27 protein-coding genes are annotated in these 26,223 nt (G+C 66.9%); 10 read left to right on the top strand and 17 right to left on the bottom strand.

Annotated elements, in window-relative coordinates:
• Positions 1–92 precede the first annotated feature (92 nt).
• The 4 genes from catB to V7Q53_RS07275 form a co-directional block, all read right to left on the bottom strand.
• Positions 93–728, bottom strand: a complete 636-nt coding sequence (gene catB, locus V7Q53_RS07260) for a type B chloramphenicol O-acetyltransferase (RefSeq protein WP_333827861.1) — start codon at positions 726–728, stop codon at positions 93–95.
• A 233-nt stretch (positions 729–961) separates the two neighbouring features.
• Positions 962–1,918, bottom strand: a complete 957-nt coding sequence (locus tag V7Q53_RS07265) for an ABC transporter permease (protein WP_333827862.1) — start codon at positions 1,916–1,918, stop codon at positions 962–964.
• A complete protein-coding gene (locus tag V7Q53_RS07270; RefSeq protein ID WP_333827863.1) occupies positions 1,915–3,420 on the bottom strand; it encodes a sugar ABC transporter ATP-binding protein in 1,506 nt (501 codons plus the stop codon). Before V7Q53_RS07270 ends, V7Q53_RS07265 begins: the two co-directional genes overlap by 4 nt.
• Entirely contained in the window at positions 3,413–4,348 is a 936-nt protein-coding gene (locus tag V7Q53_RS07275; RefSeq protein ID WP_333827864.1) for a substrate-binding domain-containing protein, read from the bottom strand. Before V7Q53_RS07275 ends, V7Q53_RS07270 begins: the two co-directional genes overlap by 8 nt.
• A 237-nt stretch (positions 4,349–4,585) precedes the next feature.
• Between V7Q53_RS07275 and V7Q53_RS07280 the strand changes: the two genes are divergently transcribed.
• The 6 genes from V7Q53_RS07280 to V7Q53_RS07305 all read left to right on the top strand — a co-directional run bounded on the left by V7Q53_RS07280 (position 4,586) and on the right by V7Q53_RS07305 (position 10,858).
• On the top strand, positions 4,586–6,043 hold the full coding sequence (locus tag V7Q53_RS07280; RefSeq protein ID WP_333827865.1) for a xylulokinase: 1,458 nt from the start codon (positions 4,586–4,588) through the stop codon (positions 6,041–6,043).
• 109 nt (positions 6,044–6,152) lie between these two features.
• Positions 6,153–7,073, top strand: coding sequence for a calcium/sodium antiporter (locus V7Q53_RS07285; protein ID WP_333827866.1), 921 nt, complete (start codon positions 6,153–6,155; stop codon positions 7,071–7,073).
• A complete protein-coding gene (locus V7Q53_RS07290) occupies positions 7,070–7,444 on the top strand; it encodes a hypothetical protein (protein ID WP_333827867.1) in 375 nt (124 codons plus the stop codon). The genes V7Q53_RS07285 and V7Q53_RS07290 overlap by 4 nt, the downstream gene beginning before the upstream one ends.
• A gap of 48 nt (positions 7,445–7,492) precedes the next feature.
• A complete protein-coding gene (gene secD, locus V7Q53_RS07295; protein WP_333827868.1) occupies positions 7,493–9,955 on the top strand; it encodes a protein translocase subunit SecD in 2,463 nt (820 codons plus the stop codon).
• 140 nt (positions 9,956–10,095) lie between these two features.
• Positions 10,096–10,242: a hypothetical protein gene (locus V7Q53_RS07300; protein ID WP_333827869.1), complete on the top strand. Its 147-nt coding sequence runs from the start codon at positions 10,096–10,098 to the stop codon at positions 10,240–10,242.
• A 10-nt stretch (positions 10,243–10,252) separates the two neighbouring features.
• Positions 10,253–10,858, top strand: a complete 606-nt coding sequence (locus tag V7Q53_RS07305) for a DNA-3-methyladenine glycosylase I (protein WP_333827870.1) — start codon at positions 10,253–10,255, stop codon at positions 10,856–10,858.
• Between the two features lie 8 nt (positions 10,859–10,866).
• Here V7Q53_RS07305 and V7Q53_RS07310 read toward each other — a convergent pair whose 3' ends face one another.
• Together V7Q53_RS07310 and V7Q53_RS07315 are read right to left on the bottom strand one after the other, a co-directional pair.
• Positions 10,867–11,466 carry a methyltransferase domain-containing protein gene (locus tag V7Q53_RS07310; RefSeq protein ID WP_333827871.1) on the bottom strand — a complete coding sequence of 200 codons (600 nt, stop codon included), beginning with the start codon at positions 11,464–11,466 and terminating at the stop codon, positions 10,867–10,869.
• Entirely contained in the window at positions 11,463–12,131 is a 669-nt protein-coding gene (locus tag V7Q53_RS07315; protein WP_333827872.1) for a class I SAM-dependent methyltransferase, read from the bottom strand. Before V7Q53_RS07315 ends, V7Q53_RS07310 begins: the two co-directional genes overlap by 4 nt.
• Positions 12,132–12,389: 258 nt before the next feature.
• Between V7Q53_RS07315 and V7Q53_RS07320 the strand changes: the two genes are divergently transcribed.
• Positions 12,390–12,833 carry a VOC family protein gene (locus tag V7Q53_RS07320; protein ID WP_333827873.1) on the top strand — a complete coding sequence of 148 codons (444 nt, stop codon included), beginning with the start codon at positions 12,390–12,392 and terminating at the stop codon, positions 12,831–12,833.
• Positions 12,834–13,155: 322 nt separating this feature from the next.
• A complete protein-coding gene (locus V7Q53_RS07325; RefSeq protein ID WP_333827874.1) occupies positions 13,156–13,629 on the top strand; it encodes a DUF2867 domain-containing protein in 474 nt (157 codons plus the stop codon).
• Here V7Q53_RS07325 and sigJ read toward each other — a convergent pair.
• The 4 genes from sigJ to V7Q53_RS07345 all read right to left on the bottom strand — a co-directional run bounded on the left by sigJ (position 13,626) and on the right by V7Q53_RS07345 (position 16,524).
• Positions 13,626–14,516 carry an RNA polymerase sigma factor SigJ gene (gene sigJ, locus V7Q53_RS07330; RefSeq protein ID WP_333827875.1) on the bottom strand — a complete coding sequence of 297 codons (891 nt, stop codon included), beginning with the start codon at positions 14,514–14,516 and terminating at the stop codon, positions 13,626–13,628. The two genes, V7Q53_RS07325 and sigJ, sit on opposite strands and share 4 nt — an antisense overlap.
• Positions 14,506–14,961: a carboxymuconolactone decarboxylase family protein gene (locus V7Q53_RS07335; RefSeq protein WP_333827876.1), complete on the bottom strand. Its 456-nt coding sequence runs from the start codon at positions 14,959–14,961 to the stop codon at positions 14,506–14,508. Before V7Q53_RS07335 ends, sigJ begins: the two co-directional genes overlap by 11 nt.
• A gap of 85 nt (positions 14,962–15,046) precedes the next feature.
• Entirely contained in the window at positions 15,047–15,892 is an 846-nt protein-coding gene (locus V7Q53_RS07340) for an alpha/beta fold hydrolase (RefSeq protein WP_333827877.1), read from the bottom strand.
• Positions 15,893–15,933: 41 nt separating this feature from the next.
• Complete coding sequence (locus V7Q53_RS07345; protein WP_333827878.1) at positions 15,934–16,524, bottom strand: TetR/AcrR family transcriptional regulator; 591 nt, start codon at positions 16,522–16,524, stop codon at positions 15,934–15,936.
• A 68-nt stretch (positions 16,525–16,592) separates the two neighbouring features.
• On the opposite strand from V7Q53_RS07345, the gene V7Q53_RS07350 reads away from it, so the two are divergent.
• Positions 16,593–17,021, top strand: coding sequence for a VOC family protein (locus V7Q53_RS07350; protein ID WP_333827879.1), 429 nt, complete (start codon positions 16,593–16,595; stop codon positions 17,019–17,021).
• A gap of 38 nt (positions 17,022–17,059) precedes the next feature.
• Here V7Q53_RS07350 and V7Q53_RS07355 read toward each other — a convergent pair whose 3' ends face one another.
• The 7 genes from V7Q53_RS07355 to V7Q53_RS07385 form a co-directional block, all read right to left on the bottom strand.
• Positions 17,060–17,599, bottom strand: a complete 540-nt coding sequence (locus V7Q53_RS07355; RefSeq protein ID WP_333827880.1) for a glyoxalase superfamily protein — start codon at positions 17,597–17,599, stop codon at positions 17,060–17,062.
• Between the two features lie 262 nt (positions 17,600–17,861).
• Positions 17,862–19,478, bottom strand: coding sequence for a 5-guanidino-2-oxopentanoate decarboxylase (locus V7Q53_RS07360; RefSeq protein ID WP_333827881.1), 1,617 nt, complete (start codon positions 19,476–19,478; stop codon positions 17,862–17,864).
• Positions 19,475–20,293, bottom strand: a complete 819-nt coding sequence (locus tag V7Q53_RS07365; RefSeq protein ID WP_333827882.1) for an ABC transporter permease — start codon at positions 20,291–20,293, stop codon at positions 19,475–19,477. Before V7Q53_RS07365 ends, V7Q53_RS07360 begins: the two co-directional genes overlap by 4 nt.
• Positions 20,290–21,105, bottom strand: a complete 816-nt coding sequence (locus V7Q53_RS07370; RefSeq protein WP_333827883.1) for an ABC transporter permease — start codon at positions 21,103–21,105, stop codon at positions 20,290–20,292. Before V7Q53_RS07370 ends, V7Q53_RS07365 begins: the two co-directional genes overlap by 4 nt.
• Before the next feature lie 66 nt (positions 21,106–21,171).
• Complete coding sequence (locus V7Q53_RS07375) at positions 21,172–22,287, bottom strand: ABC transporter substrate-binding protein (protein ID WP_333827884.1); 1,116 nt, start codon at positions 22,285–22,287, stop codon at positions 21,172–21,174.
• 56 nt (positions 22,288–22,343) lie between these two features.
• On the bottom strand, positions 22,344–23,384 hold the full coding sequence (locus tag V7Q53_RS07380) for an ABC transporter ATP-binding protein (RefSeq protein WP_333827885.1): 1,041 nt from the start codon (positions 23,382–23,384) through the stop codon (positions 22,344–22,346).
• A gap of 70 nt (positions 23,385–23,454) precedes the next feature.
• The gene (locus tag V7Q53_RS07385) at positions 23,455–24,399 is read right to left on the bottom strand and encodes a LysR substrate-binding domain-containing protein (RefSeq protein ID WP_333827886.1); all 945 of its coding nucleotides are present in this window, start codon (positions 24,397–24,399) and stop codon (positions 23,455–23,457) included.
• Between the two features lie 167 nt (positions 24,400–24,566).
• On the opposite strand from V7Q53_RS07385, the gene V7Q53_RS07390 reads away from it, so the two are divergent.
• The gene (locus V7Q53_RS07390; RefSeq protein ID WP_333827887.1) at positions 24,567–26,183 is read left to right on the top strand and encodes an amidohydrolase; all 1,617 of its coding nucleotides are present in this window, start codon (positions 24,567–24,569) and stop codon (positions 26,181–26,183) included.
• Positions 26,184–26,223: the final 40 nt, after the last annotated feature.

A 26,223-nucleotide genomic window follows, 5' to 3' on the forward strand; every position in this document is an offset into this window, starting at 1 on the left:
CAACCGCTGCGGCGACAAGCAGGAACGGGGCGGCCCGGACAGGGTCAAAGCGGGTCGCCTGCCCCCGTTTCATGAGGGCAGGCACCTTCGCGTCAGACCGGGCGGATATTCTCAATCCAGTGCCTGTGCAGCTCCTCGACCGCACCACTGCTCAGCAGCGGCATCGCCGCGCGCAACTGATCATCGGTCCAGTCCCACCACCTCATGTCCAGCAACAGCGCGACCAGCCGGTCCTCAAACCGCCTGCGGATCACCTTGGCGGGGTTGCCGCCGACAATCGCATAGGGCGCCACGTCGCGCGTCACCAGCGCGCGGGTGCCGATCACCGCACCATCGGCGATCCTGACCCCGGGCAGAATGACCGCCTCGGCCCCGATCCAGACATCGTTGCCGATCACGGTGTCCCCCGCCGCCAGATAGCCGTTCGCCGCGCCGGTAAAGACGGGTTCTTCGGACATCCAGTAAAAGGGAAAGGTGCTGATCCAGTCATGCCGGTGCCCCTGATTGCCCGCCATGATGAAAGCCGCCCCCGTGCCGATCGAACAGAAACTGCCGATGATCAGCCGGTCCGCGCCGTCATCGGGCAAAAGATAGCGGGCGCAGTCGTCAAAGCTGTGGCCGTGGTAATAGCCGGAGTAATAGCTGTAGCGCCCGACAATGAGGTTTGGATGTGTGACCTGCCGGTCAAGCGTCACGCCCCGGAAGGGGCTTTCGAAATAGTTGTCCATCTGAAGGTCTCTGAATGAGGGATCCGTTCGCCCGCACAATCCGTGACCTCACAGGCCGGGACCGCACAGGTAAAGACGGCGCGAAAGCCCATGGCTTCGCGCACAGCCCCCGGCAGGATGCGGGGGCGCGACATTCAGAGGGTTCGTCGCGCGGCCTTCATCGGTGTTCAAGCCCTTCCGGTATGCCGGTATTCTGCCCCGGATCAGCGGCCATGCCAAGCCCTCTCCCCGCCTTACCGCGCCCGGCGGCTCAGCGCGCTGACGCTCACCGCGCCCAGAATGATCAGGCCCACCAGCACCTGCCGCACATAGCTGTCCACCGCCATCTGTGTCAGCCCGTTGTCCAGCACGCCCAGCGTGACCACCCCTGCCAGCGTCGCCAGCACCCGCGGCTGCCCGCTTTCGGTCAGCGTCATGCCAAGAAACACCGCCGCGATGCCGGTCAGCATCAACCCGTCGCCCTGCGTCGGATTGGCCGAGGCGACGCGGCTGGCATACATCAGCCCGGCGATGGCCGCACCGACCCCGGTAAAGGCAAAGGCCGTCAGCCGCAGCAGCGTCACCCGCACCCCCGCAAGCCGTGCCGCCGTGGCATTGCCACCGATGGCATAGAGGCGGCGGCCATAATTCGTCTGTTCCAGCATCACCCAGATCACGAGGGTGACCGCCAGCGCGGTGATCGTCAGCCACGGCAGCACAAGCGGCCGCTCTCCCCCACCCAGCACGATGCCGGAGCGGGCAAAGCCGGAGAACGCCTCGGGAATGGCGCGGCCAAAGATCGTGCGCCCGCCGGACACCAGAAAGGCCGCGCCGGAATAGACGGTCAGCGTGGCCAGCGTCGCGACAAAGGGCAGAATGCCGATCACGCTGACCAGCACCCCGTTGATCAGCCCGCCTGCCAGCCCCACCGCCAGCGCCGCCGCCAGGGCCGCAGGCACCGGCCATCCGGCGGCGAACATCACCGCCGCAACGACCCCGGCAAGCGAGGCCATGGAACCCACCGACAGGTCAAAATCGCCCATCACCATGACTACGGTCATCGTCACCGCGATCACCGCCAGCATGGAAATCTGCTGGCTGATGTTCAGCAGGTTGCGCGCGGTCATGAAGGTATCGGGCAGGCTGACCCAGAAAAACAGGATGATGCCCAGCATGCCGATCAGACTGGCAGAGCGTCGCAGGAAAATCATGGCATCTCCGGGTAACACAGGGTCAGAAGCTGCGCCTCGCTCAGCGCGGTATTGTCCACCAGACGGGCCAGCCGCCCCTCCTGCAGCACGGCGATACGGTCGGCAAGGCCCAGCACCTCGGTCAGGTCAGACGAGGTCAGGATCACGCCCATACCGGCGGCGCCCAGTTCGCGGATCAGGCGGTAAATCTCATATTTCGCGCCGATATCCACGCCGCGCGTCGGCTCATCCAGCAGCAGCACCCGGGGCCGCCCGGCGATGGCGCGGGCGAAAAGCACCTTCTGCTGGTTGCCGCCTGACAGATGATCGCAATGCTGCCGGTGCGAGGCCGCGCGCAGCCGCACCCGCCCGCCCTGCTCCCTGACCAGCGCGGCCTCGGCCCGGCGGTTCACGAGAACACCGGCGCGGGCGAGGGCTGACAGATGCGGCAGCGCCACATTCTCGGCAATCGGCCGGTGAATCATCAACCCCTCGGCGCGCCGCTCGCGCGGGACATAGGCCATCCCCGCCGCCCAGGTTTCTGCCGGGCTGCGGCCCGGGTCGCGCCCGTTCAGCGTGATCGCGCCCCCCGCGCGCGGGATCGCGCCGATCAGCGCGCGCAGCAGCGCCCCGCGCCCGGAGCCGGCCAGCCCGGCGATGGCCAGCACCTCACCCGGCGCAAGGTCAAGGTCGATGTCGGACAGGCCCGCGCAATGCAGCCCCCGCACGCGCAGCACCGGCTCCGCTTTTGGCTGCGCGATGCGCGGCGGGAACAGCTCGGACAGGTCGCGCCCGGTCATGTCATGGATGATGGTGGTCTGGTCGGTATCCTGCATCGGGTGGCAGGACACCACCTTGCCGTCGCGCAGCACCGTGACCCGGCGGGCAAGGCGCGTCACCTCGGCCATGCGGTGGCTGACGTACAGCACCCCTGCCCCCGCCCCGGTCAGCTCACCGATCACGGCAAACAGCCGCTCCGATTCTGCCCCCGTCAGGGCGGCGGTCGGCTCGTCCATGACGTAAAGCCATGGCCGGTCCGCGCCCAGCAGGGTCGCCGCAATCCGCACCAGCATCTGATCGCCCGGCCCAAGGCGCGACATCGGCTGGCGCGGGTCGATATGGTCCACCCGCAGCCGGTCCAGCGCGCCCCGCGCCGCCCGGTTCAGCACGCGCCAGTCCACAAGGCCCAGACGGCGCGGATATGGCAGGGAAAGGTGCATGTTCTCGGCGACCGACAGCGACGGCACCACATGCAGTTCCTGATGCAGAAACCGCAGCCCCGCCGCCTGCGCCGCACTGGCCGAGGCAATCCGCACCGGGGCGCCGTTCAGCCGCATCCCCCCGCTGTCGGGCGCCTCCAGCCCCGCGATCAGGCGGATCAGCGTGGATTTCCCCGCCCCGTTCTCACCCATGAGCGCATGCACCTCACCCGCGCGCAGGGTCAGATGCACATCGTCCAGTGCCTGCACCGGGCCGTAGCGGCGGCTGACGCCCTCAAGGGTCAGGCATCCCGTGTCAGTCAACGGCGTTCTGCACCGTGATCAGCACCGTGGGCACATAAACAACCCGCGAGACAAGGGTTTCGCCCGCCAGCAGCCGCGCCACCGTCTGCGCGGTTGCCCGCCCGATCCCGGCGAAATCCTGCGCCACCGAGGCCTCGAAACTGCCGCCTGCCGCGATCGCATCGCGCGCCTGCGGGTTGGCATCAATCCCGGTGATCACGATCCCCTCATCCTCGCGCCCCGCCGCCTCGATCGCCTGCAACGCCCCCAGCGCCGGCTGATCCCAGGCGGCCCAGACCGCGGCGATGCTGCCCGGCTCAGGGTGGGCGGCCAGAATAGCCTCCATCCGCGCGCGGCTGTCGGCGATCCCCCCGTCTGATACATCGGGCGTCACCCGGTCAAGAACGGTGATATCGGGGTGGTTGGCAAAAACTGCATCGGCAATCACGCCGCGCAGCTGCACGGGCGGAAACGGGTCAAAGGTGAACATCACCACATTGCCCGCTCCGCCGATCCGATTGGCGACATAGACGGCGGTTTCCGCCGCCATCGCATAGCCGTTCGAGGTGACATTGGCCGCGACCATCGGGTCATTGCCCGCATCCATCCCCACCACCGGAATCCCGGCCTCCGCCGCCCGGTGCAGCCCGGCACCCACCTGCGCGGGGTCCACATTGATCACGATGGCATCGACATTGCGCGTCACCGCATCCTCGATCCGGCTGATCACGGCGGCAACGTCGCCGGCGGTGTCGATGACATTCACCCTCCAGCCCAGCTCAGCCGCCTCGGCCTCGAAGGCCTCGACATAGAACTGCGTGCCGGGCTGGGCGAGGTAGGGGGTGATCACCGCCACCGTCTGGGCCACCGCCTGTCCCGGCGCCCCGCCCGCCGCCATGCCCAGCAAGGCCCCTGCGGCAAGCGCCGCTGCGCGTGTGATCCTTGTCATCCGATCTCTCCCAGAAATTGCCAGCCCTGAAATGCCCGCCACCCGGGCCTGCCGGGTGGATTATTGGCAGGGGCGCGCTGCGCTGTCCAGCCCGCAGCACCTTTTGCACCGCCCGGGGAATGCAGAACGCCCTTGCCGCTTCATCTTGCCGCAAATACGCATATCCTGACATTGGCCAGAGGCGATGGCGCCGGGGAAAGTCAGCGACAGAACCCCGGCCGCACAGAAAGGCAGCGGATGCAGGCATTGATCGGGATCGACATTGGCACCAGCGCGGTCAAGGGCGTGCTCTGCACGCTGTCCGGCGGGCGGCTGGCCGGCTACGCCGCGCCCTATCCGACCGCGCGCCCCGCCCCACGCCGTGTCGAGCAGGACGCGGCAGACTGGTGGGCGCATGTCATGGCGGCGCTTGACCATTTCGCCGGGGTCGCGGCGCGAGACGGTGTGCAGGTGGCGGGCATCGGCGTCACCAGTCAGGTCAACACGCATCTGTTCTGCGGCCCCGGCCTGACCCCGCTCGCGCCCGCCATCGTCTGGCAGGACGGGCGGGCGGCGGAGCATGGCGCGGCGCTGGAATCGCGCGTCACGGCTGAGGAAAAGACCCGCGCGCTGGGGGCGCCCATACCGATTGACGCGAGCCATGCCCTGTCGCGGATGGGCTGGATGGCCGGGACCGCGCCCGATATCTGGGCGGAAACCGCCCATGTGCTGCTGCCCAAGGACTGGGTGATCGCCCGGCTGACCGGCCGGGTCTCCGGCGATCCGATCTCGGCCGTCGGTCTGGTGGGGCCTGACCATCGCTACGCCGCCCCGGTTCTGGCACTGGTCGCGCGCGCCGCACAGGTGCTGCCGCCGCTGGCGGACCCGCTGGATATTGCCGGGCGCGTACTGGCCGGGCCTTTCGCCGGGGTGCCGGTGGTGACCGGCACGATGGATGCCTGGGCCTCGATGTTCGGCACCGGCGTTGCAAGCGAGGGGCAGGCGATGAACCTGTCCGGCACCTCCGAGGTGCTGGGCCTGATCTCTGCCCGCAGGCGGCCCGAGCCGGGGGTGATCACCTTCCCCGAATGGCGCGCGATCACCCTGCACGCGGGGCCGACACAGGCCGGGGGTGCCTCGCTTGGCTGGCTGGCGCGCCTTTTCAGCACCGATGTCGCCGATCTGCCCGAACCCGCGCCGGTCATCGCCGACAGCCCGCTTTTCCTGCCGCATCTTGAGGGCGAGCGCGCGCCGCTGTGGGATATGGCGGCGCGCGGCGCGTTTGCCGGGCTTTCGGGCGCAACCGGCCCGGCCGAGATGGTCGCGGCGGTGATGGAGGGGGTGGCCTTTTCGGCGCGCCTTGCGCTTGAGGCGCTGGAGCGGTCGGGCGATCGCCGGGTCAGCGCGGTGCAGGCGGGCGGGGGTGGCACCACGTCAGACGCTTGGTGCGCGATCCGCGCCGACGCGCTGGGGCGCAGCGTGATCCGCATGGAAGCGCGCGATGCCGGGGCCATGGGCGCGATGGTCATGGCGGGGGTGGGCACCGGCCTTCTGCCTGATCTTGCGACGGCGGCAAAAAGCCTCGTGCGCGAAGACCGCCGCTTCACCCCTGACCCGGAAGGCGCAAGGCTGGCCGACACCCGCTTTGCCCTGTGGCGGGCGCTCTATGCCGGGGTGGGCCCGGTGAATGCGGGGCTGGCCGCCGGGCGGGGCTGAAGGAGCGGGCGCGCATTACGGATTTAATTCTGCGCGCGTCTTGCAACCCCCGCCCTGAACCCACAACTTCCTCCGAGGGTGGATCTGCTGCCTGCGAGGGATTGTTGACGTGGATTACCTCTATCTGCTTGCCGGGCTCATTGGTCTGTTCTTCGGCGGCGAGGCGCTGGTGCGCGGCAGTGTCGGCATTGCCCGGCGCATGGCCATCCCGCCGCTGCTGATCGGCCTCACGGTTGTGGGTTTCGGCACCTCCACGCCTGAGCTGCTGGTATCGGTCGATGCCGCGTGGCGCGGGGTGCCGGATATTGCGCTTGGCAATATCATCGGCTCGAACATCGCCAATATTCTGCTGATCATCGGCCTGTCGGCGCTGGTCTGGCCGATCACGGTCATGGGCGCGACACTGCGGCGTGACACAGTGGTCATGGTAGCAGGTGCGCTTTTGCTGGTGCCGATGTTCGCCCTTGGGCAGGTGGGGCGGCTGCCGGGGCTGCTGCTGGTGGCGGGTCTGGCCGGGTATCTGGTCTGGGCCTACCGTCAGCCCGGCGAAAGCGTGAGCGAGGAAGAGGGGCTGCCCGCCCCGTCCTCGGTTCTGGTGTCGGTTCTGTGGGTGATCGGCGGGCTGGTGGCGCTGATGCTTGGCGCGCGGTTTCTGGTGGATGGCGCCGTCTCCATCGCGCGCGGCTACGGGATATCGGAGGCCTTCATCGGCCTGACCATCGTCGCCGTCGGCACCTCGCTGCCCGAACTGGCGACATCGCTGATTGCCGCGCTGCGCAGGCAATCGGCAATCGCCATCGGCAATATCGTCGGCTCCAACATCTTCAACATCTTCGGCATTCTGGGCGTGACTGCGCTGATCACGCCGATCCCGGTTGCCGCGCGGTTCCTGACCTTTGATCTGCCGGTCCTGATTGCCATGTCGCTGGTGCTGACAGCGCTGTTGCTGGCCCGTTCGGTGATCGGGCGCGGGGTGGGTGTGGCGATGCTTGTGGCCTATGCCGCCTATGTCTGGGCGGCTCAGGGATGACACAGGTGCCGGCGACAGGAATGCTGCGGGCAGGGATGCTGCGGGCGCATGCGTTGCTGCCGCGCCTCCTTGTCGTGCTGGCCTTCCTGCTGTTCGGCCTGCCCCAGAACCAGCCTGGCGGCACGGGTGCGCCGGGCATTCCCGCCGCCGAGAAACCGGGCGCGCAGGCCGATGCCATCCTCCCCCTGCAGCGCCAGTTTCTGCGCGCGCCCCTGCCCGGTGATACCCCGCCGGATATGGCGGTGCCGCAGGGCGCCGTTCCGCCCCGCCCGCCGCTTCAGGCGGCGCGGCTGCACCCGGCCCCGCGACCGCCCCTGCCGCGTGTTGCCGATGCCATCCTGCCCCCGGTCAGGGGCCCGCCTGCGGCCTGACACACGTTTCGTCAGGCTGAACTCTCAGGCAAAAAATGGATACTGAACATGCGTCGACCAGCATGGGTCATCATGACCTATGCCGTCCTGCTGCTTCTGGCAGTAGCGATGGCTTTACCGAATTTCTTCCCCCAATCCCTCCGCGATACCCTGCCCGGCTGGGCCACCAGCCAGACCGTGCCCCTTGGCCTTGATCTTCAGGGCGGCGCGCATCTGCTGCTGGCCGTGGACCGCGAGGATCTGGCTCAGGCCCGCCTTCAGGACCTGCGCGAAACCCTTGTCGCCGCCATGCGGGCGCAGAACCTCAGCCCGGCGACAATCCGCACCGAGGGGCTGGTGCTTTCCGCCCCGGCAGATGATGCCCTCTTCACCGCCCTTCAGGGCGCAGCGGATGAGGCGGCGGAGCCCGGCACCCCCCCGGCGTTCACGGTCGATATGTCCGATGGCACCCTGCATCTTGCCCTGACCGGGGCCGGGCTGGACAGTGCCGCCACCAGCGCCGCCGATCGCAGCCTTGAGGTGATCCGCCACCGCGTGGATCAGGTCGGCATTGCCGAGCCGGTCATCAGCCGGGTCGGCGCGGACCGTATCCTTGTGCAGATGCCCGGTGTCGATAATCCGGGCCAGCTGCGCGCGCTTCTCGGGGCGACCGCGAAGATGGATTTCCGGATGGTGGCCCCCGCCGCCGGTCCCGGGGTTCAGATGCTGCCGCTGCGCGATGGCTCGGGCATGATTGCGGTTGAAGACCGGGTGGCGCTGTCCGGTGACCGGCTGGAGCGCGCCGCCGCCGCCTTTGACCCTGACACCGGCCGCCCCATGGTGACCTTTGCCTTTGACCGCGCAGGCGGTATCGCCTTTGCCGCGATCACGGCTGAGAACATCGGCGAGCGCTTTGCCGTGGTGCTGGACGGTGCGGTGCTGACCGCCCCGGTGATCCAGACCGCCATTCCCGGCGGTCAGGGCCAGATCACCGGCGAGTTCACCGCTGAGGAGGCGCAGACGCTGGCGGTGCTGCTGACCTCGGGCGCGCTGCCCGCCTCGCTTGAGGTGATCGAAGAGCGCAGCGTGGGTGCCGCGCTTGGCGCCGATTCCATCCGCGCCGGGCTGATCACGGGCGCAGTGGGGCTGGGGCTGGTGGTGGTGGTCATGGTCGGGCTTTACGGCGGCTGGGGCCTTCTGGCCAGCGCGGTTCTGGGGCTGAACGTGATGCTGACGCTGACCGCGCTTGGCCTTCTGGGCGCCACACTGACGCTGCCGGGGATCGCGGGCATCATCCTGTGCCTTGGCATCGCGGTGGACAGCAACATCCTGATCTTCAGCCGCATCCGCGAGGAAACCGCGAAAGGCGTCAGCGCCATCAAGGCGCTGACGCAGGGCTATGCGCGGGCATGGGCCACGATCCTTGACGCCAATATCACCACCCTTCTGGCGATGGTGCTGCTGTTCATGTTCGGCGCCGGTGCGATCCGCGGCTTTGCCATCACCATGAGCCTTGGCATCCTGATCTCGATGTTCACCGCCGTGGTGCTGATGCGCGCCATGATGGAGGGGCTGGTGCGCCGCCGCAAACCCGCGCGGCTGGAGATTGCGCCGCTGGTGGGAGGCGTGCCGGCGCCCGGGGCGTTTTCCTTCATGCGGCGCGGGCGGCTGGCGCTGGCCCTTTCGGCGGCGCTGTCGGTCGGCGCGGTGACGGCGCTGGTGGTGCCGGGGCCGACGCTGGGGATCGACTTTACCGGCGGGGTGCAGATGGTGCTGCGCTCGGACAGCGCCGTGCCGCTGGCAGAACTGCGCGCGGCCATCGCCGCTGGTGTGCCGGGGGATGCCAGCCTTCAGGCCTTTGGCGACCCGAACGAGGTGCTGATCCGCGTTCAGGGTGCCGCCGGGCAGGCCACCGTCGCGGCGGTCGAGGCTGCCGCCGCGCAGGCCGTTCCGGGCGCGGTCTTTGATCAGATCGACCTTGTCGGCCCCACCATCAGCGGTGAGCTTGCCAGCACCGGGCTGATTGCCCTTGGCCTCGCCGTGCTGGCGATGCTGGGCTATATCTGGGTCCGGTTCGAATGGCATTTTGCCGCCGGGGCCATCGCGGTGCTGTTCCTTGATGTCACCAAGACACTGGGTGTCATCGCACTTCTCGGATGGGAGGTGAACCTGACCACGATCGTCGCGCTGCTGACGCTGATCGGCTATTCGGTCAACGACAAGGTGGTGGTCTATGACCGCATCCGCGAACATCTGCGCGGCGGCAGCGATGCCCCCCTTGAGCAGGTGATTGACCGCAGCCTCAATCAGGTGCTGGCGCGCTGCCTCTTCACCTCGGGCACGACGCTGGCTGCGCTCTTGCCCATGGCGCTCTGGGGTGGGCCAGCGGTTGCCGGGTTCGCCTGGCCGATGATCGCGGGTGTGGTGATTGCGACCGCGTCATCGCTCTTTGTCTCCGGCCCGGTGCTCGCATGGCTTGCCGCGCGAAGCCCTGCGGCGATGCAGGGCGATATGGTGCGGCAACCCGGCTAGGCCCCGGCCCTGGCGCCCGGTGCACTTTGCGCCGGGCGCCACGCCTCCGGCGCGCGCGCGTTGTTTTGCGGGCCAGACCCTGCGGTTGACGGATCAGAACATGCGCCCTAGACATACGATGAGAACCCCAAGGGCCGCCCATGTCTGCCACCGCCACACGCCACACCCTCAGCCGGCGCGCCGGTATCCGGTTCCGTGAGGCGGGGTTCGGGGCCACCGCACTTGCCGGTATCGCCCGGCGGATACGATCACACCGGCGCGCGCCTTTCGCGCGCCTGATTTCCTGAAGGCCCCGGCATGAGCACACTCCTCCCTGGCCTGGACGGGCAACCGCGCTGCCGCTGGTGTGCCTCAGCGCCCGAATTCCTTGCGTATCACGACAATGAATGGGGCTATCCGGTCAGCGATGACATCCGCCTGTTCGAAAAGCTCTGCCTTGAAAGCTTCCAGTCGGGGCTGAGCTGGCGCACCATCCTTGCCAAGCGCGAAAATTTCCGCGCGGCCTTTGCCGGGTTCGATTTCCGCAAGGTCGCGCTCTTTGACGAGGCCGATGTGCTGCGGCTGTTGCAGGACAGCGGCATTGTGCGTCACCGGGGCAAGATCGAAGCGGTGATCAACAATGCGCAGCGCACCTGCGAACTGGTGGAAACCGAAGGCTCCCTCGCCGCGTTCCTCTGGCGCTTCGAGCCGGAGGAGGACGCGGTCGCGCCGCAAAGCCGCTCCACCTCCCCCACCTCGGAGGCGCTGTCAAAGGCGCTGCGCAAGCGCGGCTGGAAGTTTGTCGGCCCCACCACGGTCTATGCCTTCATGCAGGCCATGGGGCTGATCAACGACCATGCTGCGGGCTGCGTGATGCGCGCCAAGGCGGAAGCGGCGCGGGCGGCGTTCCGGCGCCCGTCATAAGCACGCCTTCAGGGCTGAACCTGAAACACCGCCATCTGGCTTGCGCCGCCGAAATCAGGGTGACACCCCGCGATATCGCTGAACCGCACCGCATAGCCCCAGACCCCGGCCACGCGCTGCCCCCAGCTGCGGAACCGGGCGCGCGGCCATTCAAAACGGTGATCGGGGTGGCGGAAGCGGTTTGGCGGCACGCCCAGCAGCGGGTTGAATTCGGCATTCGGGGTGGTGATGACCACCCTGCGCGGCCGCATCTGGCCAAAGACGGCGCGTTCAAGCTGGGACAGATGCGACGGATCAATATGCTCGATCGTCTCGATCAGCACCGCGCAGTCGAACCCCGCCAGCGCCGGGTCACCCACCGTCATCGAGGCGCGGCGCAACGCAACTGACCCCGCCGCGACCGGCTGTTTGGCCAGCCTGCCCCGCAGCCGCTCAAGCGAGGCTTCGCAGATGTCGATGCCGACCAGACGCGCGATCCCGGGCGTGGCGGCCAGACGCACGAACAGATCACCATCACCGCAGCCCAGATCAAGCACGCTCTGCGCGCCGCCCTCAAGGACAACCGCCAGCGCCGCCTCAAGGCGTTGCTCATGCAGCCAGCTTGTCATGCCGCGCCCCCCGCCGGTGGCCGCTGCATCAGGACAACATCCTTGACGGGCACCACACACTCCCAGCCCCAGAGCCGCGCGAGATGGTGAAACGTGGCCTCGCGGTAGAACACCACATGCGTGGGGTCCTTGCGGTAGTGCCACTGGGCAAAGCGGGCATCGTCGGTCTGAAAACAGGTCATCACCGCCAGCCATCCCCCCGGCCGCAGCAGCGCGCGCAAGCGGGTGAACTCGGCATGCGGGTGGTGGAAATGCTCGGCCACCTCGGTGCAGGTGATGAAATCATAGGTCGCGCGCAGGGGTGCCGGATCGGGGGCGAAAAACGGATCATAGAGCGCGACCGCATGCCCGGCCTCGCGCAGCATCGCGGCCAGCGCCGGGCCGGGGCCGCAGCCATAATCCAGCCCCTCGGCGGCGGGGGTGAGCCGTTCCAGCAAGGGCTCTGTCAGGCGCGACAGGAAGCGGCGATAGCGCAGATCGTCAGGCGCGTTCTCATGATGCAGGTAATGCGCGTGTTCGTCCCTGGCCGTGGGCCGCAGAGCAGGCGCAAGGAAACGCGCCTCGCAATCCGGGCAGCGCCAGTAATCGCGGCCGCCGATACGCGCGAAGGCCTCGGCGCGCGGTTCTGCGCAGACCGGGCACTGTTGCAGCGGGGCCTCGCTCATCCGCGCCCCCCATGCCGTGACCTGCCCGGGGCGCCGACGGGGCCGGGTGGCAGAAGCGGAGCGGCGATATCGGTGAACAACTGGCGCATGAGGACGGCCCGGAAAGGGCCTTGCCGCCTTTCGTGACAACCCGGGGAATGCGGCTTTATCGGCGCTTTCGGATCAGGTTTCAACTACCGCCCTTCGTCAGCCCGCGCATGCGGTTTCGCGGGCGGGCTGAAACTGCGATAAGAATGCCGTCACAGAGAGAACCACGCCATGAAACTCGCCCATATCAACATCGTCACCCGGGATGCAGATGCGCTTGCCCGGTTCTATGTCACCGCCCTTGGCTGCGCAGCCCTGCGCGAACCCCGGGTTCTGTCAGGGGAGAAGGTGTCGCGCGGTAACGGGCTTGCGGGTTGCGATATCTGTTCAGTCTGGCTTGGGTTCCCCGGTGCGGACACACCCTTTCTGGAGCTGCATCAGCACAAGACCAGCCCGGAGCGCGGGCCATCGGGCGTGAATGCGCCCGGCATCCGCCATCTTGCGTTTCGGGTAAAAGACATCCACGCAATGCTCTCGGCGATCATCGGCGCGGGCGGCGCCGCGCTGGGTGACATCACCGATTTCGGGACGGCGCAAAGCCCTTATTACATCGTCTATGCAAGCGACCCCGAGGGCAATATTCTGGAGCTTGAGCAGTCCGGCGAGAACATCTGAAAAGGCGGCTGCGCGGGCGGTGAAAACCCATAGCCGGAACTGCCCCTGCAAAACGCCCTGCCAAACCCGGGCCTCGCCACTCTTGCCACTGACTGTGGCATGCGGTCACGGTCGTGCGGGTGGTGCAGGCCTTTGACTGCCGCGCAAAACGCAATGATCCGGGGATGGAGGCGGCTCTCGTTGCCAATCGGCTTGGCTTCGCCGCACTTTTCATCTTTTATGGCATCACGCGACCGGGCAGATTTGCGCCCACACCGCAAGGAACCCACTTCATCGCCATCCCGGCGCTGACGCGCGTTGGCCAAAGCCGTGCGAGGCAGTCATGACCCGGCCTGATCTGGCTGCACCACCTGCGGAACTGCTGTTCCACCATGCCCGCAGCATCGCCCTTCCCCAACCGATGAGCGCGCTTGAGGCATGGAACCGGCTGATGCAGCAGCCCCTGCCCGGCATGGCGCTGGCCTTCCGGCTGCGCGATGCTATCTCGGCGCGTTTTGGTGTGGCGCGGATCGGCGGCTTTTCCGGGCAGCCCGCCCGGCAGCCGCAGATCGGCGAGCGGCTGGATTTCTTCCTGATCGAGCGGATTGAGCCGGAGATGCTGACGCTGTCGGTGCGCGACCGGCATCTGGATGTGCTGACCTGCGTCACCACCCATGCGCAGCGGCTGACCATCACTTCCTCGGTCAAGGTGCATAACCTGTTCGGGCGCGCCTATATGATCCCCGTCGCGCCCGCGCACCGGCTGATCGTCATGCTGATGATGCACCGCCTGAAGCGGGCGCTGGCGGGGCCTTAGTGCGCCTCATCGCCGCGCAGATGCCGCAGTTTGTCAGGGTTGCGCACAATCCAGACGGCGGTGATTTTGCCCGCGCGGATACCCAGCGCGGTGGCCTGCAGCACATTCCCCGGCTCGCGCGTCACAAAACCCGGCGCGCCGTTGATCAGCCGGATCGGCGGCAGCGGCGGCGGTGGAAGGGGGCGTTTGCGCGCCAGCCCGGCGAACAACCCCACTGCCCGTCTGCGCCCGCGCAGCACGTTGATCGCCGCAGGCACCTTGCCGCCGCCATCGGTATGCACCTCGATGTCTTCGGCGAAAAGCGCGGTCAGCGCCTGCATGTCACCCGTGCGGGCCGCGTGCCAGAAGGCCGCGACGAGGGGTGCGGTCTCGGCACGCGAAGGCGCCGGGCCCGGGTCTGCCCCGGCCATCCGTTTGCGCGCGCGTGACACAAGCTGGCGGCAGGTTGCGGGGCTGCGCCCCACCACGGCGGCAATCTCGTCAAAGGAATAATCAAAGGCATCGCGCAGCAGAAACGCCGCGCGCATTTCCGGCGTCAGGCGGTCAAGGGTCAGGATCAGCGCGATCCCCACATCCTCGGCCACAATCCAGCTTTGTTCCGCATCCAGTGCTGTGTCGTGAACCAGCGGGTCGGGCAGCCATGCGCCCACATAGCGCTCGCGCCGCGCCCGGGCGGATCTGATCTGATCAAGGCACAGCCGGGCAACAAGCGTGCCAAGATAGCGCGGGGGCGTGTCGATTGCGGCCAGGGGCTGCGCGGCAAAGCGTATCCATGCCTGTTGCAGGATGTCCTCGGTATCCGCCACCGACCCCGTCATGCGATAGGCGAGCCCCGCCAACCGGCGGCGCTCGCTCTGAAACAATGCCAGATGCCCTTCAGGCTGCATCGGCGCGCAAGGGATGGAGCGCACGGAAACCGACGGCAAAGCGGTTCCAGCCGTTGATGGCGATGATCACCAGCGTCAGGTCCACGCATTCCTTCGGCGTGAAGGCATCCGTCAGCGTGGCGTAATCGGCATCCGGCGCACCCGTGGCCTCGATCCGGGTCAGCGCCTCGGCCCAGCCAAGGGCGGCACGCTCACGCGCATCGAACACCGGGCTTTCGCGCCATGCGGCCAGCACATCCAGCTTTTGCTGCGACAGGCCCGCGCCCCTTGCATCGGGCGCATGCATGTTCAGGCAATAGGCGCAGCCATTGATCTGCGACACCCGCATCTTGACCAGTTCGCGCAGTACAAGCGGGATCGACAGCGCCTGCGTTTCCTCCTCAAGGGCCAGCATCGCCTGCACCGCTTTGGGCGAGGCTTTGAAATAGTTCAGTCTCTCGGTCATGTTCGGCTCTCCATCCTCTGGTCTGACAGAAACAAGACGAAGGAAGCGGGGGGTTTGTGACAGCGCCGGGGAAAATTCCCGCCGCTCAGGGGAGGTGCCGGATATGCCGGACCACGCGCTCTGTGATCGCTGGCAGCGTTGCGTCGGGCAGTTCGTGCCCGACCCCCGGTAGCGTCAGAATTTCCGCCCCCGCGATCCCTTCCACGATGGCCCGCCCGTTTGCGACAGGCAGAAGCGGGTCGTCCTCACCATGAATGACCAGAACGGGCTGCGTGATGTCCCGGAAGCGCCCGGTCCAGTCTTCGCGCAGCGTCAGAGCGGCGTGGTTGAACATGCTTGCCGGGCTGTCGCTGCGCGCCAGAACCTGCTCAACCCGTGCGCGCGCCTGCGCTGCGTCAAAGGGCTGGCCCGGCCCGGCGCTCAATGCGTCAATCCCCGCCAGAAAGCCGATCACCGCGTCCCTGTCCGCCCAGTCCAGCGTTTGCAGGCCTGCAAGGTGATCGAAAAACGCCTGCGGGATGTTGGGCAGTGCCGGGCCGTCCCAGCCCAGCGGCTCGGCTGCGAGCAGAACCAGCGCCCTGACCCGCGCGGGGTGCTGCAAGGCCACCATCTGCGCAAGGTAGCCGCCCAGCGACATGCCCATCAGCGTGGCCTGTTCCAGAGCGTAGCCATCCAGAACGGCGATCACATCGGCGGCCAGATCCTCGGCGGTATAGCTGGCCTGCCCGGCCGGCAGCGTGGTGGACTGGCCGGTGTCGCGGTGATCGAACCGGATTACGAAAAAGCCCTGCGCGGCAAGGTCGGTGCAAAGCCGCTCAGGCCAGCCCAACATCGAGGCCGTCGCCCCCATGATGAGAAGGATCGCCGGATCGGCCGCCGACCCGAACGATTGCGTGGCAATCCGCGCGCTGCCTGACTCAACCATCCGCATATCGCTCTCTCCTCTCTGGCCCGCGCATGCGGCGACCCCATTCAGGCCTTTGCAGAACCCACAAGAACCGCCAGCAACTCGCGCACCGCCTCTTCATAAAGCTGCGCATCCGCCCCGCCTGCGATGGCCAGCGCGGCACGGTCGAACAGGGCCGATACAAGATCGGCAAGCGCATTCACCCGCCCTGTTGTAGCATCTTTCCCCAAGGCCTCGGCAAGCCCCAGCCGCAGCTCACGCCCGCCGGTTTCAAGGTCGATCCGGCGCATGGTTTCCGGGCTGAGCACGGCAGGCCCTTCCAGCAGCATCAGCCGCACCCGGCCCGGCACACGCATCGCCGCAAAGAACGCCTGCGCACCCTCCATGAGCGCCGCAAGCGGGGTCTGCGCATTGGCAGAGCCCGCCTCGATCCCGGCGGCAATCTGCGCGGCCTCGGCCTCGACCACGGCCAGAAACAGCGCCTGCTTGTCCTTGAAATGGTGGTAGAGCGCGCCGCGGGTCAGCCCTGCGCGCTCCACCACCTCGGGCGTGCCGGTGGCGGCATAGCCCTTTTCCAGAAACAGCGCGCGCGCGGCCCCCAGAAGCGCGCCCCGGGTTTCCTGACGGCGGTCATGGTTGGAACGTCTCTCTTGCATACATACAGCCTGCATGTTAATTCACAGATACATACACAGTGTATGCTTTTGACACAGGAGCGCAAGCAATGAAAATCACCCAGTTTTACCCCGTCCTCATGGTGAAAGACGTGGCAGCCAGCAGCGCCTTCTATCAGGCGCATTTCGGTTTCCGCGCGCTCTTTGACAGCGCCTGGTATGTGCATCTCCAATCCACCGAAGACGAAGCCGTCAATCTGGCGATCCTGAAAGCCAGCCACGAAACCATCCCCGAATGCGCCCGCGGTCAGCAGGTGTCAGGCCTTCTGCTCAATTTCGAGGTGCCGGATGTGGATGCGGTGCATGCGGCGCTGGTGGCTAAGGGCCTGCCCATTCTGCTGCCCCTGCGCGACGAGGCTTTTGGGCAGCGCCATTTCATCACCCAGGATCCGGACGGGGTGCTGATCGACGTCATCACCCCGATCGCCCCCAGCGCGGAGTTCATGGCGCAATATGCGACCGAGGCGCTGCCCGGCTGAACCCGGCGGAACCCCTGCGGGGCACGGCCCCAAGGCCTCTAGCTGTCTTGCTCACAGAACCGCAGGCGGTTTCCGAACGGATCGTGGACCTGAAGCTGCAGCCCCCAGGGCAGTTGCTCCAACCCCGGGCGACCATAGGCATACTGCTTCCCGGTCAGTTCCCGGTGCAGAGCGCGGATATCGGCAGTCACCACGAAAACGGTGGCACCCGGGCTGGCATCGCCGTGATGTTCGGACAGATGCAGGCTGAGTCCCGCCCGCTCGATACCCAGATAAAGCGGCAGGTCCGGCGCGAAGCGGTGCTCGAAGGTGACAGCGAAACCCAGGAAATCGCAATAGAACTCCCGCGCCTTGCGCTCGTCAAAAATGCGCAGGATCGGGCTGCAGGATGTGAAGCGCGTGCCGCTGCCCGGCTTGATGTTGCGCTCCAGACTGGCCGCCGCCGTGTTCCAGTCTGTATGCCCCAGTGTCTTCGCCACCAGCTCCAACGCCCTGGAGTGGGATATCTCTGCCCCCTCCTGCGCAAGCACCGCGCGAATCTGGCGCGCCATGGCTTTCGCCTGATCGGTATTGGTCATTTCCACCTCCTGCCAGTGCGACTGAGCGGTGCTCGCATTGCCGTTGGGCACTGGACGAAGATAGGATGAGAACGTCCGCGATGCTTTCACCATGCCTGTGAAGGCGCGAGCGGCTGGCAGCATGAACCGCCCTCAGTTAAGCAAGTCCGCCGCCCACCGTCAAGCAGCCCCGATGCGCGGTATGGGCAGGGCGATACGGCCAGAAACTGTTCTGCCCGCCGCCGGGTATGGGAGGGCAGCGCGCCACCCTCCGGGGCCGGGCCTACCCCGCCGCCTGAAATGCCGCGCGCAGCGTATCGTCGTAATGAACCAGTGTGCATCCCCCGGCACCGGCGGCGCTGGCCAGTGTCGCTTCCAGCGCGGCGGGGGTGGTCGCCGTCGCCACCGACCAGCCACACGCGCGGGCGATCATGGGGAAATCAGGCGTCAGGATATCCACGCCAAGAGGTGGCACGTTCAGCCTCTTCATCTCGGACTTGATCTCGCCATAGCCCTGATTGTCATAGAGCAGCATGATCACCTGCGCTCGGGCCTCGATGGCGCTCGTCAGCTCCCCCAGCGTGAATTGCAGGCCACCGTCGCCGGACAGGGCGATGACCGGCCGCCCTTCGGCCAGCGACGCGCCGATGGCGGCGGGCAGCCCATAGCCGAGCGTGCCATAGCCGGTGGCGGAGTTGAAATACCCGCCAGGCCGGGCCGCGGCAAAGCCCAGATTGCCCGCATAGACCGCCTGCGTTGAATCGCCGACAATCAGCGCATCGGGCAGGGTAGCGCGCACCAGATCCAGCAGCGCCAGATCGCCCCTGAGCGCTTCCGCCAGCATGCCCAGCCCCGCCTGCGCCTGCGCGGCGCGCGCGGCACCGTCGCCGCCAGCGGGATGATCCTTCAGCGCGGCATGCAGCGCCTGCGCCGTCAGCACGGCGCAGCCGGTCAGCGCAAGCGTGGGCGGCCAGCCGCGCTGCATCTGCACCGGGTCGATATCCACGCGGATCAGCGTGCCCGGGATCGACAGGCCGCCGTCCTCATACATGTCATAATCCGTCGGCCCCATCTCGGTGCCGATGGCGAGGACGACATCGGCACCCGCGATCAGCGCACGGGTTTGCGGCATCGAGGCGCTGAGCGTGACAGCCAGCGGGTGGCCGGGCGGCAGAAGGCCGCGCGCATTGGTGCTCATCACCACCGGCGCATCCAGCGCTTCGGCCAGCGCAGGCAGGCTGGCGGCCCGCACCGCGCCGCCGCCCGCCAGAATGAGCGGGTTGCGCGCCCCGGCCAGCAAGGTGGCGGCCTGTTCCAACAGCCGCGCATCCGGCCCGGGCCGCGCACTGCGCGCAGGCGTTGCCGGGGCGACCAGATGCCCGGCGGGGGCCAGCATCACGTCAATCGGCAGTTCCAGATGCACGGGGCGCGGGCGGGCGCTGTCAAAGACCGCGAAAGCCTCGGCCAGCGCGCCAGCAAGCTCTTCGGGGCGGTGGATGGTGCGGCTGAAGGCCGAGACCCCGGCAACCAGCGCCTGCTGATCGGGCAGTTCATGCAGCCAGCCCGCGCCCGAACCCATCCGCCCATGCGCATTGACAGTTGAAATCACCAGCATCGGCACCGAGTCGCCGTAAGCCTGCCCCATGGGCGTCAGAATATTGGTCATCCCCGGCCCGGAGATGATCAGGCAGACCCCCGGCCTGCCGCTGGCGCGCGCATAGCCATCGGCCATGAAACCCGCGCCCTGTTCATGGCGCGGCGTGACATGGCGGATGCCGCTGCCCGCCAGCCCGCGATACAGCTCGATCGTATGCACACCGGGAATGCCGAAAACGGTATCGACGCCGTAAGCGGCCAGCAGCCTGATCAGGTACATGCCGGTAGAAATCTGGGTGCTCATGGCGCCTCCCCTGTCTTTGAACGGAATTGCCACAATGCGCGGCCCAGAATGGCCAGAACCACCACCACGATCAGCACCACCGAGATGGCCGCGATGGCCGGGTCGATATTGTCGCGCAGGCCCATCCACATCAGGCGCGGCAGGGTCACGGCCTCGACCGAGGTGATGAACAGGGTGACCGCGATTTCCTCCCACGACAACACGAAAGTCAGGAACAGCGACAGGATCAGGCTGAAACGGATGTTGGGCAGGATGACCCTGAACACCCGCGTCCCCAGCCCCGCCCCCATGGCCCGCGCGGCCAGATCCATGCGCCGGTCAATCTGCGACAGGCCGACCGAGATGAGCACCACGGCAAAGGGCGCCACCATCACCACATGCGCCATCACCACCCCCGCCCAGCGGTCATAGGCGATGACATCGTTGAACTGCGACAGCGTCACCAGAAAGAAATACAGCGTCAGCGCCGACACCACGGGCGGCGCCACCATGGGCAGCAGCGCCAGCCCCATCAGCAGCCCGGCAAAACGCGGGCGCAGCATCCAGATGCCGATGGCGAAAGCCGCCGCAAGTGCGGTGGAGATCAGCGCCGACAGAAGGCCCACCCGCACCGACAGCCACGCCCCCTGCGCCCAGAGCGGGTTTTCAATCAGCGCGCGGTAGTGGCGCAGCGACAGATCGTCGGCCGAGGGGATCGACAAAAACCGCGTGGGTGTGAAGCTGACCGGGATCACCGCGACCAGCGGCATCAGCAGGAACACCGCCAGCAGTGCTGCGATGATGCTGGCCAGAAGGCCGGGGCGCAGGCGGGTCATCGGGCTGTCCTTTCACCAAGCTGGCGCAGCATCAGCGCAATCAGCACGCCGACACCGACCATCAGGATCACGCTCATCGCAGCGGCAAGGCCCCAGTTCGGTGCCTGAAACAGCCGCAGATAGATCAGCTCCGCCACCATCACGCTGCGCCCGCCGCCCAGCAGCGCCGGGGTAATGAAAAAGCCCAGCGAGAAGACGAAGACCAGCAGCATCGCGCCCAGAATGCCGGGGCGTGTCATCGGAACAAAAATCTGCCAGAAAATCCGCGCGCGCGATGCCCCCATGCTGCGCGCCGCCATCAGCACCCGCTCATCGACATTGCGCATGGCGGTGGCGATGGGGAAAACGGCAAAGGGGATCAGGAAATGCACCATCCCCACCACCACGCCGAATTCGTTGCGCACCATGACCAGCGGCCAGTCGATGATGCCCAGTTGCTGCAACCATGTGTTCACCAGCCCCCGGTTCGACAGCAGCGCCAGCCAGCCGAAAGCCCGCGTCAGTACCGAGATCCAGAACGGGATGAGGATGCACAGCTCGATCAGCAGCCGCGCCACCCGGCCACTGCGCACCCAGATCAGCGCCAGCATATAGGCCGCCGCGACCGTGATCACCGTCACCATCGCGCAGATCCGCACGGTGCGCCACATCACGCTCTGCACCAGCGGGTCGGTCAGCGCGGCACGGTACTGGTGCAGGCCGGGTTCCGGCAGCGTCACGCTCCAGCGCATGACGCCCATGAACGGGATCAGGTAGGCAGCCGCCAGAAACAGCAGCAGCGGGCCCAGCAAAAGCATGTGGCGGCGGGTCATCAGCGTCAACTCCGGCGGGGGTGCCGCACCGGCCCGGGTGGGCCGATGCAGCAAGGCTTCGTCACATCAGGCCGAGATGATGCCCAGATAAGTGTCGAGCGCGGCACCGTAATGCTCTTCATACCACGCCATATCCAGCGGGATCTGCAGCGCGAAATTCTCAGGATCGACGGGGTTGAACCGCGCCTCCTCAGCCGGCAGCAGGGCATCGGCGGCGGGGTTGGCAGGCCCCTGCCCCAGCATGCGGAACATCACCAGCTGCTTTTCCGGGTCTTGCGCCGAGGCGATGAACTCCATCGCCGCGTCCGCGCCGCCCGGGTTGTTGGCGACAATGCCCATGGCGCCGGGTGCGATCAGCCCCTCATTCCAGATGAAGCCGATCTCGCCTTCCGAATCCTCTTCAATCAGCTTCGCGCGGGTTGACCAGATCAGCGCCATCGACGCATCGCCGTTCATCAGCAGCGACTGGCTGTCAGCGCCACCGCCCCAGAAGCCGATCACATGCTCCTTGAAAGCCTCGATCTTGGCATGCGCGCGGTCCAGATCCAGCGGGTAAAGCTGATCGCGCGGCACGCCATCGGCCAGAAGCGCCGCTTCCCACATGCCCACGCCCCACTGATACATCGCGCGGCGGCCCGGATATTTCTCGACATCAAAGAAATCGGCCATGCTGGTGGGCGGGTTGTCGCCAAAGCGGCGCGCGTCATAGGCGATGATATAGCTGTAGAAATACGACGAGGCCGAGTATTCCCAGCCAAAACCCGGGCGCATCTTGTCGCGGTCAACCACGTCATAGTCGATAGGGGTCATCAGCCCGCGCTTGCCCAGTGCTTCGGCCGAGAACGGGTCAACATCGACCAGATCCCAGCTTGGCCGCCCGGTTTCCGCCTGCGCGGCAATCGCGCCCTCGGTGGGGCCAGAGCCATCCTGCCGCACGGTGATGCCCGTCGCCTCCTGAAACGCCTGCCCATAGGCCGCGTCATAGGCGGGCCCGGCATCGCCGCCCCAGTTCACGAACACCAGCTGCCCCGACTGCGCCCGCGCCGGGCCCGTGCCCAGCCCAAGGGCCGAGGTGCCCAGCAACATCATCATCCCGGTGGTGAACTGACGCCGCGAGATCTGGCCGCGCGCGAGTTTGGTCTGCAGAATTCCGGCAGCGTCACGTTGAAACGGTCCGTGCATTTTTTCATTCTCCCCAGTTGGTTACAGTTTTTTATCGCAGATATTCAGTAGTGCCGTCACAGCATGAAGGCCCGCTCAGAGGGCCATGTCGCCCAGACAGCGGCGCCGGGCACCAGCCCCTCGGCCAGCGTGGCGGTGGGCACCGACAGCACAAGGTCAGCGCCGCCGGTAGTGCGCAGATTCAGCCGCGTCACCCCGCCCAGATAGGTCAGATCGCGCAGCGTTGCGGCAACGGCATTGCCCTGCGCCGGGGCTTCCAGCGCGATGCGCATGTATTCAGGCCGGATCGCCAGATCGCCGGTCGGGTTCCCGGGCACAACGGTGTCACTGCCCTCCATCTTACCATTCTGAACCGGCATAATGTTGATATCACCCAGAAATTCAGCCACAAACCGATTTTCGGGCCGCTCGTAGATATCGCGCGGCGGGCCGATCTGTTGCAGCACACCCGCCTCGAAAATGGCGATGCGGCTGGAGAGCGTCAGCGCCTCTTCCTGGTCATGGGTGACAAAGACAAAGGTGGTGCCCGTTTCGCGGTGCAGGCGGCGCATCTCATCCTGCATCTGGGTGCGCAGGTTGCGGTCCAGCGCTGAAAACGGCTCATCGAACAGCATCACCGGCGGCTCATAGGCCAGCGCGCGCGCCAGCGCCACGCGCTGCTGCTGCCCGCCCGAAAGCCCGGCAGGGCGCTTGTGCCCGTGCCCGCCCAGCCCCACCATTTCGATCATCTCGGCCACGCGCTTGCGTATCTGCGCGCTGCCCCGCCGCTGAACCTTCAGCGGAAAGGCGATATTTTCCTCGACCGTCAGATGCGGGAACAGCGCATAGCCCTGAAACACCATGCCGAAACCGCGCTCTTCGGGCGGGATATCGGTCATGTCGCGGCCATCCAGCAGCAGGCGGCCCGTGGTGGGCGGCTCAAAGCCCGACAGCACCATCAGGAATGTCGTCTTGCCGGACCCCGACGGCCCCAGCAATGTCAGGAACTCCCCCCGCGCGATTGTCAGGGTCACATCGGTCAGCGCCCTGAAGGTGCCAAAGCTTTTGCCGATGCCGGTGGCACCGATTTCAGCCGCTTTGCCTGTTGTTCCTGCCATCATCTCCCCGGTTTTTCTCAGATCAGGCCGCAGCGCCCCGCTATATACAAAACTTGGAACCCCTGCACCCTTATGGCAACCGAAAATCTTTCGCCCGGTTGTGAAACGAAATTTGTCTTTCCGCCCCGGCACCGTCGTCGGCCAGTTCCGCGCGCAGCCAGTCGCGGAAGGCGGCGCTGGCCGGGTTGCCGGTTTTCTCGGACGGCATGACCACATAATAGGATTCCGCCGAGCGGATCGCCAGATCGAAGGGGCGCACCAGTTTTCCATCGGCCATTGCCTGCTGACAGATAAACTTGTCACCCATGGCCACGCCCTGCGCGGCCAGCGCCGCCGCATAGACCATGTTCATATCCGAGAAGCAGACCCCGCGCCGCGCCGAGGCCACCGGCAGGCCCGCGGTGCGGAACCACGCCTCCCAGTCGCCATGGTCCTGAAGGTGCAGCAGCTCCACCCCGTGCAGTGCCGCAGGCTCATCCAGCCCGCCGATCCGGTTGAGCAGGACGGGGCTGCAAACCGGAACGAAATCAACCTCTTTCAGCAGTTCAACCTCCATCCCCGGCTGATCCCTGAAGCCGAAGGTGATGAACAGATCGACATCTGGGTTGCTGACATCATCCAGCCTGCGCGGCGAGACGATCGACACCGCGACATCCGGAAATGCCCCCGCAAAACCACCGATCCGGGGGCAGAGCCATGACGAGGCAATGCCCGGCGGACAGCTCAGCACAAGCGTGCCGCTGACCCCGCGCGCGGCATTGCGGATCGCCGCGCCCGAGATGGTCGCCAGCGCGTGGCGCACCTCATGGGCATAGGCCATGCCCTGCGGTGTCAGCTCAACCCGCGTGCCCACCCGGTTCATCAGCCGGAAGCCGAGGGTGTGTTCCAGCAGCCGCAACTGGTGGCTGACCGCGCTGCGCGTCAGGTTCAGCTCTTCCGCCGCCTGCCAGACAGTGCCGTGGCGCGAGAAACATTCGAGCGCGCGCAGCGCCTGGGTTGAGGGTATCCGGGGCATCTGACTTTCCGCAAATGAGGCAGGGTAAACCCGCAATGCCTGTTTCGCCAGCGTTTGGTGAATGGTTTTTTCCATTTCCAAGAAAAGGTTTCACTAGCCGATACCGGCACCGGGCGCTACCGCTAGGGGCATGCCCCCGTTGCCGGCCGCTGCCCGAGGAGTTGACCTTGCGCCCCGATACCCCCCCGCACACCCCTTTCTCTGCCGCGCAGGCCAGTGCGTTGCAGCATATTGATGCGCAGCGCGGCGCCCTGTCTGACTGGTGCGCGACGATCTTCGGTTTCGGCGAAACAGCGTGGCGCGAGTATCGCTCAGCGCAATGGTATGTGGCGCGGCTGCGCGAAGCGGGCTTCTCGGTCGAGGAGGGTTCGGCCGGGATGGACACCGCCTTTTGCGCCCAATGGCACAACGCGTCCTGCGGCCCCGGCCCGGTGATCGGCCTTTATGCCGAATATGACGGCATCCCCGGCAATTGTCAGGCCGCAGAGCCCCGGCGCGCGCCCCGTCCCGGGCTTGGCTATCAGGCCGGCGGTCATACCGACCCGCATTCCGGGCTGGGCATTGCCGGGCTGGGCGCGGTGTTGGCAATCAAGGCGGCGATGGAGCGCCATAGCATCCCCGGCGGCATCCGCTTCACCGGGGAACCGGCAGAAAAGGTGCGCGGCTCCAAACCCATTCATGCCGCGAAAGGGTATTATGACGGGCTGGCCGCGATCCTTTCATTCCATCCGTTCTACATGCTGCCGATGTGCAACACCGTGCGCTGGGACACGCATTGCGGCGCGGGTTATGCGATGGTCTATCGTTTTTTGTGCGATGCGCCCGAAAACTGGGCACGCCAGGACGGCGCACCCATTCCGCAGGCACACAGCATGGTGCGCGCGCCCGGTGCGGGTGAGGCGCTGAACCTGATGTTCACCACCAGCAAGGCGCTGCGCGATTCGTTTCTGACCCATCAGGGCGGCTGGACGATATCCGAGGCTGTGCTGACCCATGGGCAGGCCACCGCCGACAATCTGCCCGCCGGTCTGGCTGAGCTGCAATACATGATCCGCGTGCCCACAATCGCCATGGCCGAGGCGGTCACCGCCGCGCTGGACCGCAACGCCGCCGCCGCAGCCGCCATGACCGGCTGCCGGTGGGAGCGGCACTGGGTGTCGAAATCGCGCCCCGGGCTGGCCAATCACGCCATGGCCGGGATGGTCTGGGCGAACCTGAAGCAGCTTGGCGCGCCGCAATGGGGCGAGGCCGCGCGCGATACCGCCCGCACGATCCAGCGCGAACTTGGGCTGGCGCCGATGGAGGATCCGTTCATCCCCGAGATGTCGCGCCTGATTGACCCGCAAAGCGCCGAAGCCGCGCTGCGCCATGATCTGCCGCCCTCGCAAAGCCACTCCACATCCGATGATTACACCGATATGTGCTGGCACGCCCCCACCGCGCGTTTCTACATCGCCCGCCCGGCCCTGCGCGCGCCCGAGGGTTTCGCCTATCCCGCATGGGTGATGAACGCGCTTGGCGGCATCCCGGCGACGATTGACCCGATGGTCGAGCGCGCCGCGCAGGTGCTGGCACTTTCCGGCCTTCAGGTGCTGGAAGACGCGGGCCTGCGCAGCCGCGCCATGGCGGAATTCACCGAGCGGACCGGCGGCGGCATCGGTGGCAGCGACTGGATCGCGCCGCTGTGCGATTATGACCCGCCGGTGCATTTCCGCTGGCCCGAATATGTCACCACCCCGCGCGGCCATGACTGGTGGATACCCTCCGGCATGCCCGGTGCCTGACCACGCCAGACCTTTTATCCTTTCCGACCCCCATAAGGAG

Origin of the sequence: Pararhodobacter sp. (assembly GCF_036802785.1) — a bacterium.
Lineage (GTDB): Bacteria > Pseudomonadota > Alphaproteobacteria > Rhodobacterales > Rhodobacteraceae > Pararhodobacter.

Coding starts and splice junctions, on each gene's coding strand:
- catB (WP_333827861.1), bottom strand. CDS start 728: ATGGACAACTATTTCGAAAGCCCCTTCCGGGGCGTGACGCTTGACCGG.
- V7Q53_RS07265 (WP_333827862.1), bottom strand. CDS start 1,918: ATGATTTTCCTGCGACGCTCTGCCAGTCTGATCGGCATGCTGGGCATC.
- V7Q53_RS07275 (WP_333827864.1), bottom strand. CDS start 4,348: ATGACAAGGATCACACGCGCAGCGGCGCTTGCCGCAGGGGCCTTGCTG.
- V7Q53_RS07280 (WP_333827865.1), top strand. CDS start 4,586: ATGCAGGCATTGATCGGGATCGACATTGGCACCAGCGCGGTCAAGGGC.
- V7Q53_RS07290 (WP_333827867.1), top strand. CDS start 7,070: ATGACACAGGTGCCGGCGACAGGAATGCTGCGGGCAGGGATGCTGCGG.
- secD (WP_333827868.1), top strand. CDS start 7,493: ATGCGTCGACCAGCATGGGTCATCATGACCTATGCCGTCCTGCTGCTT.
- V7Q53_RS07300 (WP_333827869.1), top strand. CDS start 10,096: ATGTCTGCCACCGCCACACGCCACACCCTCAGCCGGCGCGCCGGTATC.
- V7Q53_RS07305 (WP_333827870.1), top strand. CDS start 10,253: ATGAGCACACTCCTCCCTGGCCTGGACGGGCAACCGCGCTGCCGCTGG.
- V7Q53_RS07310 (WP_333827871.1), bottom strand. CDS start 11,466: ATGACAAGCTGGCTGCATGAGCAACGCCTTGAGGCGGCGCTGGCGGTT.
- V7Q53_RS07315 (WP_333827872.1), bottom strand. CDS start 12,131: ATGAGCGAGGCCCCGCTGCAACAGTGCCCGGTCTGCGCAGAACCGCGC.
- V7Q53_RS07320 (WP_333827873.1), top strand. CDS start 12,390: ATGAAACTCGCCCATATCAACATCGTCACCCGGGATGCAGATGCGCTT.
- V7Q53_RS07325 (WP_333827874.1), top strand. CDS start 13,156: ATGACCCGGCCTGATCTGGCTGCACCACCTGCGGAACTGCTGTTCCAC.
- sigJ (WP_333827875.1), bottom strand. CDS start 14,516: ATGCAGCCTGAAGGGCATCTGGCATTGTTTCAGAGCGAGCGCCGCCGG.
- V7Q53_RS07335 (WP_333827876.1), bottom strand. CDS start 14,961: ATGACCGAGAGACTGAACTATTTCAAAGCCTCGCCCAAAGCGGTGCAG.
- V7Q53_RS07340 (WP_333827877.1), bottom strand. CDS start 15,892: ATGCGGATGGTTGAGTCAGGCAGCGCGCGGATTGCCACGCAATCGTTC.
- V7Q53_RS07345 (WP_333827878.1), bottom strand. CDS start 16,524: ATGCAAGAGAGACGTTCCAACCATGACCGCCGTCAGGAAACCCGGGGC.
- V7Q53_RS07350 (WP_333827879.1), top strand. CDS start 16,593: ATGAAAATCACCCAGTTTTACCCCGTCCTCATGGTGAAAGACGTGGCA.
- V7Q53_RS07355 (WP_333827880.1), bottom strand. CDS start 17,599: ATGACCAATACCGATCAGGCGAAAGCCATGGCGCGCCAGATTCGCGCG.
- V7Q53_RS07360 (WP_333827881.1), bottom strand. CDS start 19,478: ATGAGCACCCAGATTTCTACCGGCATGTACCTGATCAGGCTGCTGGCC.
- V7Q53_RS07365 (WP_333827882.1), bottom strand. CDS start 20,293: ATGACCCGCCTGCGCCCCGGCCTTCTGGCCAGCATCATCGCAGCACTG.
- V7Q53_RS07370 (WP_333827883.1), bottom strand. CDS start 21,105: ATGACCCGCCGCCACATGCTTTTGCTGGGCCCGCTGCTGCTGTTTCTG.
- V7Q53_RS07375 (WP_333827884.1), bottom strand. CDS start 22,287: ATGCACGGACCGTTTCAACGTGACGCTGCCGGAATTCTGCAGACCAAA.
- V7Q53_RS07380 (WP_333827885.1), bottom strand. CDS start 23,384: ATGGCAGGAACAACAGGCAAAGCGGCTGAAATCGGTGCCACCGGCATC.
- V7Q53_RS07385 (WP_333827886.1), bottom strand. CDS start 24,399: ATGCCCCGGATACCCTCAACCCAGGCGCTGCGCGCGCTCGAATGTTTC.